Origin of the sequence: Streptomyces noursei (assembly GCF_016917755.1) — a bacterium.
Taxonomy (GTDB): domain Bacteria; phylum Actinomycetota; class Actinomycetes; order Streptomycetales; family Streptomycetaceae; genus Streptomyces; species Streptomyces yunnanensis.
In genome coordinates, this window is sequence record NZ_CP070326.1 from 7,542,587 (window position 1) to 7,556,595 (window position 14,009).

A 14,009-nucleotide genomic window follows, 5' to 3' on the forward strand; every position below is an offset into this window, starting at 1 on the left:
GAAGGACCCCCTGACCAGGGGCCCAAAGGGGGAACAGATGCAGTCGTTGGGTTGCGAGTGGGAATTATGGGAACCGCTGTGTCCGATGCCGGTCGAGGCCGGCGCCCTGGACGTGTTCTGGGTGGAGGAGAGGTCGACGGCGAGTGCCGGACTCCAGGAGCGGGGCGGGCACCGCGGGATCCGTGCCGTGCTGGCGCGGGTGCTGAACCAGCCGGAATCGGAAACGGTGCTCTCGCACGACCGGTTCGGCCGTCCGCAGCTCCAGGGGTCACCGTTCGGGCTGTGCCTGTGCCGGGACGACGGGCGTCTGATCGTGGCTCTGGCCCATGGGATGTCCGTGGCGGTCAGTGCGCACACCGTGCCGGAGGCGCTGGGGGATGCGGCCCTGCTCGCCTTCGACCCCGCCGAACGACGCCTGCTGAACTCCGCGCCGGAACAGGGAGTTCCACGGCTCGCGGCGCAGTTGTGGACGCGCAAGGAGGCGGCTTTGCGGCTGGCGGGGCCGGGCATGCTGGCCCTGGCGGGAGAGACGCGCACGCTGCCCGGCGCGCACGGCGGTGAGGTCGTCCTTCCCGGAGGGCAGCACGGTCCGCGCAGCGTTCAGGTGCGCGACCTGCCCACCGGCGACGGTGGATGGGTGGCCTCGGCCGCGACGTCCGCGCCGGTGCGCACGGTGCGGGCCTGGCGGCTGACACACCCGGAGTCCGAGCCGGTCATGGGCTGATGACTGCCACGGGGTCGACCCCGCCGGTGGACGCGGCGGGGTCGCTGAGCTCCCGCCACACCGCGGCCACGAAGCGGAAGGCGCCGGCCGTCTCGTACTGGGCGGCCGCGGCCTTGTAGGCGGTCTCGGCCTGCTCCGTCCTGCCCGCGGCCCGGTGGGCGCGGGCCACTGCGAGGGTGCAGCGCGCCCGGTCCGTCACAGGCAGTGCGTCCTGGCCGGCCTCGGCCCGGCGGGCGTGGTCGGATGCCTGGGCGGTCTGTCCCCGGCCCAGTGCGACCAGCGTCTCCAGGGCTGCGAGGCGGGGTGTGTCGGCGGGGGTGCCGATCACCTCGACTGCTTGTCGCGTCCGCTCCAGCAGCGATGCGGCGGCCTCCGGGCGGCCGGCTGCCTGGTTCAGCAGGGCGGCGGCCCACAGCATCCGTACGCGCTGGGCGTCGGCTCCCGGGCTCAGGGCGACGGCCCGGTCCAGGAGGTCCACGGCCTCGCCGGGCCGTTCGGTGACGTAGCGGTGTGCGGCCACCACCCACAGGACGGTGGCGCGTGGCCCTCCGGCGGGGAGGTCGGCCGCCGATCGCAGCAGTCGGTCGCACAGGCTGCCCGCGCGCTCCCAGTCGCCGCCCTCCAGCCAGACGGAGGCCAGGCTCACCTGTGCCTGTACCCGTTCGGGCATGCCGGGGTCGAGGGCGTCGGTGCAGCGCAGTGCCTCCTCGCAGAGCCGTGCGCTTTCCTGAAGCCGGCCGGAGGTCCGCAGCAGGTGGGCGGTCTCCGTGGCGACGCGGGCGTGCAGCAGGGGTGAGGTCTTGGTGAGGGGGTCGGCCAACAAGGCGTTGAGGGTGTCCTCGCGGGCGGTGGCGTCCCCCAACCGCCCCAGGGTGGCGGCGAGTTCCCAGCGGGCTTCCCAGAGCACCTCCTCGGCCCCGAGGGTGGTGGCCTCCTGGACGACGTCGCGCAGGTGGCTCAGCGCGGACTCCCAGTCGCCGGAGAGTTGGCAGGATCGAGCCGCGATCAGTCGTCCCACCAGGTCCAGTCGGTGCAGTCGCCGCTGCTCGTCCGGCTGGGGTGCGGACAGTTCCTCGGGCGTCATTCCGAGCCGGTCGGCGATGGCCAGCACGGCTTTGCGGCTGGGCGTGCGCCGACCGCTCTCGACGAGGGAGACGTAGCTGGGAGAGATCCCCTCCCCCGCAATGTCCGACTGGGACATGCCGCGGGCGCGACGGATCTCCCGCACCCGCTTCCCGAAGTCTGGCTGTTCGACCATGAAGGTAATCGCCCACTGAAGTGAAGTATGCGGAGAAGGTTTTTGTCACGGCCCCAAACGAAACTGTGACGCATCAGTCTAGCCGTCGCGCCGGCGGCGGCATGCAAACTTGGCCATCCCTTGACCTATACCCTTGACATCGAGTCATACTCTAGTCATGGAAGAGTCAAGCGAGGTGGTCCTGCGGGGGGAACGGCGCACCCGCCGATGGGCGCTGCACGCCATGCTGTGCGCAGTGGCCATCGGCGCCGCGGGCGAGGCCATGACCGTGGTCGCCGTCCCCTGGTTCGTCTTGAAGACCACCGGGAGCGTGGCCAGTACGGGGCTGATCGTCGCCGTGGTGGCGATCGGCTCGGGACTGGTCGGCTTCGCCGCCGGGCCGCTCGTGGACCGGTGGGGCTTTCGGACCATGGCCGGCATCTCCTATCTGCTCAGCGGTGCGGCCGCGCTGTGCGTCCCGCTGTGCTTCGCCGCGGGCTGGATGAACTTCCCCACGCTCCTTGCCCTGGTGCTCGCCGCGCGCCTGCTCGATGCGCCCGGCGCGGCGGCGGTCACCGGGTTGGTGCCCTCACTGGCCGCATCGGCCCGGATCCCCCTGGAGCGGGGCAACGCGCTGCTGAGCGGCGTCCATCAGACCGCCCAGCTGTGCGGACCGCCACTGGGCGGAGCCGCGATGGCGGTGCTGGGCACCGAGGGCACCTTCTACCTCACCGCGATCGCCTGCGTGTTGGCGGCGGCCGTCATCGCCCTGTGCGTTGCGCCCGGGGACCGCGGACTCGGCGACGGCCCGGCCAAGGGCTATCTGAGCGACCTGTGCACGGGGTTGCGCACCTTGCGCGACCATCGACTGCTGCGCGCCCTGACGCTCTCCTCCACCGCCTTCAACGCGCTGGACGGCGGGATCTCCGGGGTGATCCTGGTGACGTTCTCCTATGAGCATCTGGGCAGCGCGGCCAGCCTGGGTGTGTTGCTGACCTGCTTCGGCCTGGGCACGCTCGCCGGGACGCTCGGCTACGCCGCGGTGGGGCACCGCTTCGGGCGGCGCACGCTGTATGTGCGGTCCGGCCTTTTGGTGGGCGGGTTGCTCGCCCCGTTGGCGGCGTTGCCGTCGCTGCCGGTCGCGGCCGGACTGTTGGCCGTGGTGGGCGTCGTGGCGGCGCCCGTGGGCCCGTTGCGCACGAGCGTGCTCCAACAGCAGGTGCCCGGTGAGCAGTACGGGCGGGTGACGTCGGCGATCGACACCCTCTCGCTGGCCGCGGTGCCGCTGGGGGCCTCGGCGACCGTCGCCCTGATCGGCGGCGCCGGGCTGCCGACGACGATCCTGATCATCGCCGGCGTCTACCTGCTGATCGTCCTGGGCTGCTGGGCCGCCCCGGCGCTCCGCGACATGTGAGCACCCCCGGTCGCTCGCCATGACTTTATTTGACAAGTAACGACTCAATGCTGACTCTACTTCCCTGTGGACTTTTATCCTGAGGGGGACATATGACACCTGTTGCCGACGTCTCGGGGGCGGCGATCGTGGCGGAGGGCATCCCCTTCGCCGAGCGCTACGAAGCACTGCGCCGCGTCCGGGCATTCCTTGCCGAGGAACCCGAAGAGGTGCACGCCCTGCTGTGCGAGATCTCCACGCACCGTGCCGCGGGCTACGAGATCCAGGCGGCCATCAGCACCCTGGACGGTGCGCTTGCCGAGGTGGAGCAGTACCGCCCGGGCAGGGTGCCCAGCCTCGCGGTCTTCATGCCGTCCAACGTCATGCTCTACTCGTACGTGCTGTACCTGCTGGTGCCCTCGCTCTACGCGGAGCGGCTCGTCTTCCGCCCGTCCAGCCAGGTCAAGGGGCAGATGCGGCGGCTGCACGAGATGCTGGCGCGGCACCACCGGTTGCCCATCGAGCTGACCGAGGCCAGTCAGCGAACGTTCCTGCACGACTACGTGCGCCCGGCCGAAGTCGTGGTCTTCACCGGCGCCTACGACAACGCCGAGCAGATCCGCCCCCAGCTGAGGCCGGGTCAGCTCTTCCTGTTTCTCGGCTCCGGCGTCAACCCCTTCGTCGTGGCCCCAGGCGCCGACCTCGACCAGGCGGTGCGTGACGCCGTCGAGATCCGACTGCTCAACGCCGGCCAGGACTGCCTGGGTCCCGACCTCTTCTGCGTCCACCAGGATCTGCTCGACCCCTTCGTCGACGCCCTGGTCAAAGAGGTCAAAGGGCTGCGCTACGGCCCCTACACCGATCCCGACGCCGACTACGGCCCGATCTTCTACGAGGGGGCCCTGGAGGAGGCGGCGCTGTACCTGGCTCGCAACCGCCAGCGCATCGTCCACGGCGGCGGCGTCGACTTCCGCACCCGGCGCATCGAACCCGCGGTGGCCGTCGGCGGCCAGGTCACACCCCGCACCCAGCTCCCGGAGTTCTTCGCGCCGGTCTTCAACATCGTCGGCTACCGCGACACGCAGGCCCTCGCCGCCACGCTCACCACGGGCATCTTCACCGAACGGGCCCTGGGGGCCAGCGTCTACGGCGATGCCCCCGGCCTCATCGAGGCGCTGGGCCGCCGCACCACGGTGACCGTGCAGTGCAACCTGCTCTCCATCGACAACGGCAACGCCCCCTTCGGCGGCCACGGCCGCATGGCCAACTACGTCGCCCTGGACGGGGAGTTGCGGGCCGAGCCCATCCTCCTCTCCAAGGCCGTCGCCGAGCACTTCACCGGAGCCGGGAACGTCAAGGAGGCGGGCCGATGACCTCGCACAGCCACCCCACCGCCTGGGCCGCCGTCGCCGACCACGTCCGCCACCTCGGCGTCGGTGCCGTCTTCGGCCTGCCCGGCGACGACATGGACCTGCTCGGCGCACTGGAGCAGAGCACCACCGAGGTCGTGCTGTGCCGGGACCAGCGCCACGCCGTGCACATGGCGACCGGTTACGCCCTGGCCAGCGGACGCCTTGCCGTGTGCGCGGTCGGCAAGGGGCCCGCGCTGACCAACACGCTCACCGGCCTGCTGGAGGCCAGGTCCGCTGCCGCCCCCGTGATCCTGCTGGCGGGCGGCACCGGCCTGGACCGGCTGGGCACCGGGGCGTTCCAGGAGCTCGACCAGCTCGCGGCGGTACGCCCGTTCACCAAGTGGGCGGTGCGGGTGGATCACTCCGAACGCCTGCCGGCGGCGTTGGACAAGGCCGCCCTGATCGCGGTCAACGGCACCCCCGGGCCGGTGTATGTGGAGATCGCCGAGCAAATCGCCCAGGAGCCGGTGACGGTCCCGGCGCCCTGGCGGCCCGCCACGCCGCAGCGGCTCCCGCCCGACCCGCAGGCGCTGCGCGCCGCCGCCGACCTCATCTCCGCCGCGCATCGCCCGCTGCTGCTGGTCGGCGGCGGTGCCCGGCACCGCAACACCGATCGGTCGGTGGAGCGCCTGGCCGATCTGCTGGGCGCGGGAATGTTCTGCACCGCCTCCGGGCGTGGCACGCTCCGCGAGGATCACCCGCTGTTCTGCGGGGTCTCCGGCCTCTACACGGTGGCCCCCGCCACCGAGTTGTGGCGGGACGCCGACCTGGTGATCGCTCTTGGCAGCCGGCTGGAGGAGACGGCGACCTTCGGCTGGCCGGAACATCCGGACCGTCCGGTGATCCAGGTCGTCTCGGCGGAGGACTCCGCCGTGACCGACCGGCCGGGAGTGTGCCTGCTCGGCGACGTGCACCACGCCGTCTCCGGCTGGACGGAGTTGCTCGGGGGCCACCAGCGTCCCGCGCAGTGGGCCGGGCGCGTGCGCGAGGTACGCGCCGGCCTCCACGAGCATGCCGTGCGGCGGGCGGCAAAGGCGGCGGCAGCGGTCCGCCCCGCGGGCGAGGGCGGCGCCACGGTGGCCGAGGTGTTGGCCGCCGTGGACCGTGCCGTCCCGGCCGACCGGGTCCTGGTGCAGGAGAACGGGCTGCAGGACATGTGGTCGTACTTCTTCCCGCACTGGTCCTGCGGCGCCCAGGGGGGCTCCGTGGTGCCCAGCGAGCAGACACCGCTGGGTTTCGGGGCCGCGGCCGCGGTCGGCGTCCAGCTCGCGCTGCCCGGGCGTGCGGTCGTCGCGGTCGTCGGCGACGGGGCGTTCAACGTCTTTCGCGGCGAACTGCCGACCGTGGCGGACTCCGGCGCCCCGGTGCTCTACATCGTGCTGGACAACGGCGGTTACGGGTGGCTGCAGACCAACCTCGACCGGGTCTGCGGGGAGGACTCCCGTTTCGCCTTCACCGCCGCGCGCCCCACCGGCACCGAGGGCATCGCCCGCGCCTACGGCCTTGGACACTGGCGTGTCGAGGACCGAGGGGACCTTGACCGGGCCGTGGCGGAGGCGTGGCGCCACTGCGCGTCGGGCAGTGCGGCGGTGGTCGAAGTGCGCGTCCGCCTCACCGACACCCCGCCGGGCATCGACGAGCCGGCGGGGGACTTCCCCCTGCGCGAGGACTCATGACCGCCCTAGGACCACAAGAAGGCGAGAACGCATGTCCATGGTGATGTTCTTTCCCGGCCTGGTGCCCAGCCGCTACGACGCGATCCGGGACTTCATCACGGCCAGCACGCACGGCAAGCGCCGGTTCGCCCAGGCCGACGAGGTCCTTGGCTACTCGCTCGCCGAGGCGTACCGGGAGGCGTCGATCTACGACTGGGAGGTGTACGAGTCCGGTTTCATGGCGCTGACCCTCGCGTTGGCCGACTGGGCGGAGGAACACTGGGGAGCGCGTCCCGCGCTGTGCGGCGGCCAGAGTTTCGGCTCGTTCATGGCGGCCGTCCGGTCGGGGGCGCTGACCTATCAGGAGGCGCTGCTGCTGGTCCGCCGCAGCGTCGTGGTGGAGACGGACTACTTCACGTCGCTGGAGACGCCGCTGGGGTGCCACTTCTTCTACCGGCTCTCGCACGAGACGGTGGGTGCCCTGGTCGAGGAGTTCCGCTCGCGGGGCCAATGGGTCGAGCTCTCGGTCATCATGGACGAGGGGGTGCACGCGGTCTCCGCCGAACTGCACACGCTGGAGCACTTCGAACAACGCGTCCGTGAAGAGGGCGGCTTCCCCTTCTACACGATGAACCGTGCCGAACACTGCTCCGCCGTCGCCGGGCTGCGGCAGCGTCTGCACGACGAGGTGTACGGGACGATCGGCTGGAACACCGCCCGGATCCCGTTCGTCTCCGACGTGGACGGGCGGTTGCTGACCGACTCCGAGGAGATCAAACAGGATCTGCTCGATGGCTGGACGACCCCGGTGCACTGGGAGACCGTGGTGCGCGGCCTGCGGGCCGCCGGCACCACCGAGGTGTGGATTCCGGGCCCGCGCACCATGTTCGCCCGCATCACCGACAAGACCTTCCCCACCCGTGTCATCACTCCGAAGATGGCCCTGGGAACTTGAACTCAGGCACCTGGGCCAGGGGCCTGAGTTCGGTGTCCGAGCCCGGTGTCTGTGTTTCGTGACAACGGCATACGAAAGCGCTCTGCCCCGGTCCGTCCAGGCCGGGGCAGAGCGCTTGGTGGGCGCGGAACTTCGCGCCGGTGGGTCAGATCTGCTTCTCGATCCGGGTGACCACGTCGGACACCAGGCGCAGTTCCTTGAGCTCCTCCTCCGGGAGCCGGACCCCGAAGCGTTCCTCGGCGGAGACGATGACCTCCACCATGGCCAGGGAGTCGACGTCGAGGTCCTCGACGAAGGACTTCTCCTCGGAGACGTCGGCGGGTTCGACGTCGGCGACCTCGTTGAGGATCTCGGCGATGCCCTTGATGATCTCTTCACGCGTCATGGTTGTTCTCTCCTGAATCGGTGTATCCGGTGCGGGTTCAGCTGTCCTCGGCGGCCGGCTGCTTGCCGATGAGGCCGACGACGTGCTCGGTGAAGGTCTGGTCGATGCCGATGAGTCGCAGCTGTCTGCGGAGGCTGTCGATGCCCAGTTGGCGCATGCTGGGGATGCCGGGCGCGTACTCGGCCTCGCCGCCCTCCTCGATGCGCAGTGCGAGCGGGGCCGACTGCTCGATCATGTCGCAGATCTCGTCGGTGTATCCCTCGCGCACCCCTTGGCGCAGGGCGTGCAGGCCGAAGCTGACATGGCGCGACTCGTCACGGCACATCGCGGTGAACCCTGCCTTCAGGCCGGGCATCAGCGGGACCTTGTGCAGGGACTGGACGATGGCGCGTTGGCCGACAAGTGCCAGGACGCCTTCGGAGATCAAGTGGAAGAGCGCCACCGCGCGCAGCCACTGACCGTAGTCGGAGGGTGCGTTCTGCAGGGTGCGGATGACCTCCGTCTCCAGCCGGCTCAGCTCCCGATGGGGCGGCGTGCACATGTTCCATGCCTGGACCAGCATCCGTTTGGGGTCGGAGTCCAGACCCAGGATCTCTTCGCCCAGGCGCAGCATCAGTTGGGTGTGGCGGGTCTCGTCGGCGATCTGGGTGCCGAGGTAGAGGTGGTCGGTCTCCTCGGGTGCGCCGGTGAGGATCGGGGCGAGCAGGTCCAGGCCGGTGTACTCGCCGATGATGAAGGTGGCGACCGACTCCTGGATCGCCTTCTTGGCCGGCTGGGACAGCCGCTTGTCGAAGTCGTGTCGGTCGGGTTCGAGTTCAATCGCCTGCGCGGACCACTGCTGCTTCTCCCAGCGTTCGTAGAGCGCCTGGGGTTTGGGCTGTTGCGCCGCGACGACGTCGGCGTGCCGTAGCACGTGGTCGACGGGAAGGTCCGGCATCTGCGCGAGCGACGCGTCGTCGAGCAGCAAGGTGCTCCAGCGAGTCATGTCAGCTCTCCATGACTAGAAAGTAAAGTCTATGACTACCTGACGAGTCGGCAGCGAATAGCAGTGTTCGGCTCACCGTCAAGGACGTTGGGCGTAGCGTGCGCCTTCGACTACGGGCTCTTCAGGGCATCATCGTAACCCACGCAGTCATGCTTTTTGACAATCCTCGACCGATGAGTCAATGTTCTCTCGTCGGTTCGCCCCAGCGGCCACGCCGACCGTCCCACGGCCGTGGATACGCCCAGAGAGGAGTGCTCGAAGGTGTCCAGGCACATGCAGCACGCCGACCGCCGTGTAGTGGTCACCGGATCCGGAGTGATCTCCCCCATCGGGCACACCGTCCGCGACTTTTGGGCCGCACTGTCCCAGGGGCGCAGCGGTATCCGCCGCATCTCGCGCTACGACGTGAGTGATCTGCCGACCCAACTGGCCGGCGAGATCACCGACTTCGAGCCCCGGGACTACATGCCCAACCGCACGGCCCGACGCCTTGACCGCTTCGCGCAGTTCGCGCTGGCCGCCGCGCTGGAGGCACTGCAGGAGGCCGGGCTCGAGGTGAGCGAGGAACTCGCCCCCCGCACGGCGGTCCTCCTGGGATCGGGTTACGGTCCGGGCCAGTTGATCCAGTCCGCCGTCCTGGACCTGGCGCGCGACGGCCGCCGTGCGATGACCCCCTACCTGGCCTCGGGCGGCGGGGCGGACAGCGGGGCCGCCGAGATCGCCGTCCGCATCGGCGCCCGTGGCCCCTCCGGCTCGACGGTCGCCGCCTGCGCCTCGGGGGCCACCGCCATCGGCGACGCACTGCGGCTGATCCGGCACGGCTACGCCGACGTGGTCGTGGCAGGCGGCTCCGACGACGCCGTCAACCCGCTCGACCTGGCGGCCACCGCAAACGTCGGGGCGCTGTCCCGGAGGTGCGACCCGGCCGCGGCCAGCCGCCCCTTCGACCGGGCCCGCGACGGATTCGTCATGGGGGCCGGCGCGGGAGTGGTCGTCCTGGAGTCCGCCGAGCACGCCGAGCGGCGCGGCGCCACGATCCTGGCCGAGCTGGCGGGATACGGGGTCACCACCGACCTCTACCACGCGACCCGGCCGCACCCCCAGGGTCTGGCCGCCCAGCAGGCGATGCGCGACGCCCTGGCCGACGCCGCACTGCGCCCGCAGGACATCGACTACATCTGCGCGCACGGCACCAGCACCCCACTGAACGACCGCATCGAGAGCGCGGCGATCCGTGAGGTGTTCGGGCCCCACGCCTTGACCACGCCCATCAGCTCGGTGAAATCGATGACCGGGCACATGATCGGCGCCGCCGGAGCGGTCGAACTGATCGCCACCGTGCAGACGATCCGCACCGGCCTGGTGCCCCCGACCCTCAACTGCGACGACCCCGAGGACCGGGAACTGGACTTCGTACCGCACCGGGCACGGCCGCACCGCACCCGGGCGGCCATGAGCAATTCGTTCGGCTTCGGCGGCCACAACGCCGTCCTCGTGGTCCGCGAGTGGCCGGGCACCGCGCACCAGCACAACCCGATGGAGGGGGAACAATGAAGGGCAGACTGGTCACCTTGGACCGGCCCACCGACGCCGACTTCGAACTCATCGCGGACTGGCTCGGCCCCGCCTCACTGACGGCCGTCCTGTCCGTCGACACCAACGAGTTCCTCTCCCCCGAGGAACTGAAGAAACACAACACCACCGGCCAGATCCGCCAGTTCGCGGTCCGGGACTGCGACGGCCAGACCGTGGGCACGGTCAACTACCGCCAAAGCGGCACCCCCGGCAGCTACACCATCGGCGGAGCCATCGGGGACCCGGCCATGTGGCACCGGGGCATGGGCGCCGAGGCGTTCGACCTCCTGCTGGACCATCTCTTCCACGGCCGCAACGCACACCGGGTGCAGTTCACCACCGGCCTGTTCAACAAGCCCGTCATCCGACTGGTCACCCGGGCAGGCTTCGTCCTCGAAGGCATCCTGCGCGACTACCTCTACCTCGACGGCCGGCACCACCACGCCGCCATGTGGTCACTGCTGCGCCACGAGTACTACGAGGCCGTCGACATCCTCTCCCGGCAATCGCCCCACTTCGTCCACCCCGACCAGATCCCCGAGTCCGACAAGGCCGCCGCCCGAGCAGTCCTGCGCGACCACTTGAAACGCCCGGGTGCCGAGACCTCCATCCAACTCCTGCTGGAAGAACTGGCCGACGGGGAGGAAGAACGGTGATGAACTCCAGGCCGCCGGCCGAGGCGTACTGCCTGGCCGACGCCGTCTTCTACGACACCGGCAACGGTGCCGCCACGCAGGACGACACCGTCTTCCCCCAAGCCCACGCCCCCGCCCCCCAGGGCTGGGAGCGCCACGACCGGGACGTGTGGACGGTCTACACGCCGCAGGGCCACGTCATGCCGCAGCAGGGATGGAAAATCCACATCTCCGGTCTGCCCGACAACGCAGGCCGCCTCGTGGACGTCGCCTTCGCGTACTGCCTCGGCAAGGGCATCCCCTTCAAGTTCCTGCGCAGCCGCAACGTGGTGACCACGCACAGCCTGAAGTACGCGCCCCGTTCGGCGAGCGGAAAGATCGTGACGATCTACCCGTCGAACGAGAACGAACTGCACGACACCCTCACCGAACTGGCCCCTGCGCTGGAGGGCGAACCCGGCCCCTACATCCTCACCGATCTGCGGTGGGGCAACGGCCCGCTGCACGTACGCTACGGCGGCTTCGTCATGCGGTACTGCACCGACGACGACGGCGCCACCGTGCCGGCGATCGAGCGGCCCGACGGGGTACTGGTGCCCGACCGGCGGCGCCCGGTGTTCGAACTGCCCGACTGGGTCCGGCTGCCGGACTTCCTCGCCCCCCAGCTCACAGCCCGTCAGTCCGCCGGCGCCGATGCCGACTTCCCCTACCGCATCGAGCAGGCCCTGCACTTCTCCAACGGCGGAGGCGTCTACACCGCCCGCCACACCGACGGCAGGCACGTCGTCCTCAAGGAGGCGCGACCGCACGCCGGCCTCGACGGGCGCGGCACCGATGCCCTGGCCCGCCTGGAGCGGGAGCGCCGCGCCCTGCAGCAGCTCGCCGACATCCCCGGCGTGCCCCGGCTGTATGGCCACCACCTGGTCTGGGAGCACCACTTCCTCGCCGTGGAACGCATGCCGGGCGACACCCTGCAGTCCTGGTTCGCCCGCAACTACCCGCTGACCAGAGCGGACGCGACCGAGGAGGACCTGGCACGCTACGCCCGCCGGGCCCTGGCACTGGCCGACCGGATCGAACGCATCGTCACCGCGATCCACCAACGCGGCATGGTCTTCGGCGACCTGCACCCCGGCAACGTGCTCGTCGACGATCACGACGAGGTCTCGCTGGTCGACTTCGAACTGGCCGTCCCCATCGAGCAGGCGCAACGGCTCGGCCTGGGCCACCCCGGTTTCACCGGCCGGGGCAAGACCGGCCTGGCACTGGACCGCCATGCCCTCGCCGCGCTGCGACTGTGGCTGCTCTTCCCCCTGACCGTATTGTCCGAACTGGACCCCGAACGGGTCCTCGGCCACATCGAGGTCGCCGAGAGGCGGTTCGCTCTGCCTGCGGGAACCCTCGACGCCCTCCGATGCGAACTGCAGCCCGCACCGGAGGCGCTCACCAAAGTGCCCGACGCCCTGCGCGCAACAGGCCCGGCCCTGCTGGACGCCCAAGCGCCCGACTGGGACAAGGTGCGCGCGTCGATGGCCCAGGCGATCGTGCTCAGTGCCACACCCGAGCGGAGCGACCGGCTCTTCCCCGGTGACATCCGGCAGTTCTTCCTCGACGGCCTCAACCTCGCCTACGGAGCGGCGGGCGTGTTGTGGGCACTGCACCACACCGGCGCCGGCCGCTACGTGGAGCTGGAGCAGTGGCTGGTGCGCGCCGTGGAACGAAGGTCGGTGCACCGGCCGGGGTTCTACGACGGGCTGCACGGAATCGCCCACGTCCTGGAGGAGTTCGGGTACCGCGACAGCGCCACGCGCCTGCTGGCCGACTGCCGGCCCGGACTGTCCGCGGTGCGCGATGTGAGCCTGTTCGCGGGCGCGTCCGGCGTCGGACTGAACCTGCTGCACTTCGCCGCCCGCACCAACCAGGGCAGCTACCGCGACCAGGCCCTGGAGCTGGCGGAAGGCATCGCCGAGGCGATCCGCGCGGGCACCGCCCCCGGTATCCTGCGCGGGACCGACCGCGGCGCCCGCGCAGGACTGCTGCGCGGCTGGAGCGGGCCGGCACTGTTCTTCCTGCGCCTGTACCAGCACACCGCTGAGCGCAGCCACCTCGACCTCGCCCTCGCCGCACTCCACCGCGACCTCGACCTGTGCCGCACCGGGCCGGACCAAACCCTCCAAGTGGACGGCGGATACCGGCTGTTGCCCTACCTCGAAGTGGGCAGCGCGGGCATCGCGCTGGTCGCCGACGAAGTCCTGGCGCACCGCAACGACGACCGGCTCGCACACGCCATGACCGCCCTGCGCCGGGCCGCCGTACCGGAGTTCGTCCTGGAGCCGAACCTGTTCAACGGCAGGGCCGGACTGCTCGCGACGCTCACCGCCCTGGACCGGCATCGCCCCGGGAAGGCCCCGGATGCGGCGGTGGAGGGCCACCTGGTGAGCCTCCACTGGCACGCCATGTCCTACCGCGGGCACGTCGCCTTCCCCGGGGAGCAGCTCAGAAGGCTCTCGATGGACCTGGCAACGGGCAACGCCGGCATCCTGCTCGCGCTCGCCGCGGCGTTGGACGGGCGCCGCGCATTCCTGCCCTTTCTGCGCCCCTGACCCGTCCCCCAAGCTCCGGCCGGCTTCAGACCGACCGGTACACCAACACCCGCAAGACCACGAGAGGAGGAAACACCATGACGAACGTTCTGGACCTGCAGGGTCTCCAGGTTCCCGCCGAGGAGGCCGAGCTGCTCCTCAGCACCGCCAGCACCAACTGCTGACGCCCCGACTGTTACCGCCACACATGACGAGTTCAGGAGAGGAGGAAACACCATGACGAACGTTCTGGACCTGCAGGGTCTCCAGGTTCCCGCCGAGGAGGCTGAGCTGCTGCTCAGCACCGCCAGCACCAACTGCTGACGCTGGAAATAAACGGGGGTCCGGTGCCTGCCCCGAGCAGGCACCGGGCCCCGCTTCGCCTGCACACACATCTGCACACACACCTGCACATGCGTCTGCGCACACGTCGCAGACCGCCCGCGCCCGGGCGGCGAGCGGGCGTGCGTG

Annotated in this window: 12 protein-coding genes; 9 read left to right on the plus strand and 3 right to left on the minus strand. The window is 70.4% G+C overall.

Features of this window, described 5'->3' with window-relative positions:
* Positions 1–37: 37 nt before the first annotated feature.
* Complete coding sequence (locus JNO44_RS32900) at positions 38–724, plus strand: 4'-phosphopantetheinyl transferase family protein (RefSeq protein ID WP_205367486.1); 687 nt, start codon at positions 38–40, stop codon at positions 722–724.
* Here JNO44_RS32900 and JNO44_RS32905 read toward each other — a convergent pair.
* The gene (locus tag JNO44_RS32905) at positions 714–1,982 is read right to left on the minus strand and encodes a helix-turn-helix domain-containing protein (RefSeq protein WP_205367487.1); all 1,269 of its coding nucleotides are present in this window, start codon (positions 1,980–1,982) and stop codon (positions 714–716) included. The two genes, JNO44_RS32900 and JNO44_RS32905, sit on opposite strands and share 11 nt — an antisense overlap.
* A 157-nt stretch (positions 1,983–2,139) precedes the next feature.
* Between JNO44_RS32905 and JNO44_RS32910 the strand changes: the two genes are divergently transcribed.
* From JNO44_RS32910 to JNO44_RS32925, 4 genes are all read left to right on the plus strand, one after another.
* Positions 2,140–3,375, plus strand: a complete 1,236-nt coding sequence (locus JNO44_RS32910) for an MFS transporter (protein WP_205367488.1) — start codon at positions 2,140–2,142, stop codon at positions 3,373–3,375.
* 92 nt (positions 3,376–3,467) lie between these two features.
* Positions 3,468–4,727 (plus strand): aldehyde dehydrogenase family protein, encoded by a 1,260-nt coding sequence (locus tag JNO44_RS32915; protein WP_205367490.1) that lies wholly within the window; start codon positions 3,468–3,470, stop codon positions 4,725–4,727.
* Positions 4,724–6,442 carry a thiamine pyrophosphate-binding protein gene (locus JNO44_RS32920; RefSeq protein ID WP_205367492.1) on the plus strand — a complete coding sequence of 573 codons (1,719 nt, stop codon included), beginning with the start codon at positions 4,724–4,726 and terminating at the stop codon, positions 6,440–6,442. The genes JNO44_RS32915 and JNO44_RS32920 overlap by 4 nt, the downstream gene beginning before the upstream one ends.
* A 31-nt stretch (positions 6,443–6,473) precedes the next feature.
* Complete coding sequence (locus tag JNO44_RS32925; protein ID WP_205367494.1) at positions 6,474–7,376, plus strand: ACP S-malonyltransferase; 903 nt, start codon at positions 6,474–6,476, stop codon at positions 7,374–7,376.
* 145 nt (positions 7,377–7,521) lie between these two features.
* Here the strand turns inward: JNO44_RS32925 and JNO44_RS32930 are convergent, their stop codons facing one another.
* Positions 7,522–7,761 (minus strand): acyl carrier protein, encoded by a 240-nt coding sequence (locus tag JNO44_RS32930; RefSeq protein ID WP_205367496.1) that lies wholly within the window; start codon positions 7,759–7,761, stop codon positions 7,522–7,524.
* A gap of 37 nt (positions 7,762–7,798) precedes the next feature.
* Positions 7,799–8,746: a ribonucleotide-diphosphate reductase subunit beta gene (locus tag JNO44_RS32935; RefSeq protein WP_205367498.1), complete on the minus strand. Its 948-nt coding sequence runs from the start codon at positions 8,744–8,746 to the stop codon at positions 7,799–7,801.
* A gap of 273 nt (positions 8,747–9,019) precedes the next feature.
* On the opposite strand from JNO44_RS32935, the gene fabF reads away from it, so the two are divergent.
* From fabF to JNO44_RS45260, 4 genes are all read left to right on the plus strand, one after another.
* Positions 9,020–10,300, plus strand: a complete 1,281-nt coding sequence (gene fabF / locus JNO44_RS32940) for a beta-ketoacyl-ACP synthase II (RefSeq protein WP_205367500.1) — start codon at positions 9,020–9,022, stop codon at positions 10,298–10,300.
* Positions 10,297–10,977: a GNAT family N-acetyltransferase gene (locus JNO44_RS32945; RefSeq protein WP_205367502.1), complete on the plus strand. Its 681-nt coding sequence runs from the start codon at positions 10,297–10,299 to the stop codon at positions 10,975–10,977. The genes fabF and JNO44_RS32945 overlap by 4 nt, the downstream gene beginning before the upstream one ends.
* A complete protein-coding gene (gene lanKC, locus JNO44_RS32950; RefSeq protein ID WP_205367504.1) occupies positions 10,977–13,559 on the plus strand; it encodes a class III lanthionine synthetase LanKC in 2,583 nt (860 codons plus the stop codon). The genes JNO44_RS32945 and lanKC overlap by 1 nt, the downstream gene beginning before the upstream one ends.
* A 216-nt stretch (positions 13,560–13,775) precedes the next feature.
* Positions 13,776–13,862: a class III lanthipeptide gene (locus JNO44_RS45260; RefSeq protein WP_205370947.1), complete on the plus strand. Its 87-nt coding sequence runs from the start codon at positions 13,776–13,778 to the stop codon at positions 13,860–13,862.
* Positions 13,863–14,009: the final 147 nt, after the last annotated feature.

What these genes read in the sequence shown, in the direction of transcription:
- fabF (WP_205367500.1), top strand. Translation starts at nt 9,020, where the DNA reads ATGCAGCACGCCGACCGCCGTGTAGTGGTCACCGGATCCGGAGTGATC.
- JNO44_RS32915 (WP_205367490.1), top strand. Translation starts at nt 3,468, where the DNA reads ATGACACCTGTTGCCGACGTCTCGGGGGCGGCGATCGTGGCGGAGGGC.
- JNO44_RS32925 (WP_205367494.1), top strand. Translation starts at nt 6,474, where the DNA reads ATGTCCATGGTGATGTTCTTTCCCGGCCTGGTGCCCAGCCGCTACGAC.
- JNO44_RS32930 (WP_205367496.1), bottom strand. Translation starts at nt 7,761, where the DNA reads ATGACGCGTGAAGAGATCATCAAGGGCATCGCCGAGATCCTCAACGAG.
- JNO44_RS32910 (WP_205367488.1), top strand. Translation starts at nt 2,140, where the DNA reads ATGGAAGAGTCAAGCGAGGTGGTCCTGCGGGGGGAACGGCGCACCCGC.
- JNO44_RS32935 (WP_205367498.1), bottom strand. Translation starts at nt 8,746, where the DNA reads ATGACTCGCTGGAGCACCTTGCTGCTCGACGACGCGTCGCTCGCGCAG.
- JNO44_RS32920 (WP_205367492.1), top strand. Translation starts at nt 4,724, where the DNA reads ATGACCTCGCACAGCCACCCCACCGCCTGGGCCGCCGTCGCCGACCAC.
- JNO44_RS32900 (WP_205367486.1), top strand. Translation starts at nt 38, where the DNA reads ATGCAGTCGTTGGGTTGCGAGTGGGAATTATGGGAACCGCTGTGTCCG.
- lanKC (WP_205367504.1), top strand. Translation starts at nt 10,977, where the DNA reads ATGAACTCCAGGCCGCCGGCCGAGGCGTACTGCCTGGCCGACGCCGTC.
- JNO44_RS45260 (WP_205370947.1), top strand. Translation starts at nt 13,776, where the DNA reads ATGACGAACGTTCTGGACCTGCAGGGTCTCCAGGTTCCCGCCGAGGAG.
- JNO44_RS32945 (WP_205367502.1), top strand. Translation starts at nt 10,297, where the DNA reads ATGAAGGGCAGACTGGTCACCTTGGACCGGCCCACCGACGCCGACTTC.
- JNO44_RS32905 (WP_205367487.1), bottom strand. Translation starts at nt 1,982, where the DNA reads ATGGTCGAACAGCCAGACTTCGGGAAGCGGGTGCGGGAGATCCGTCGC.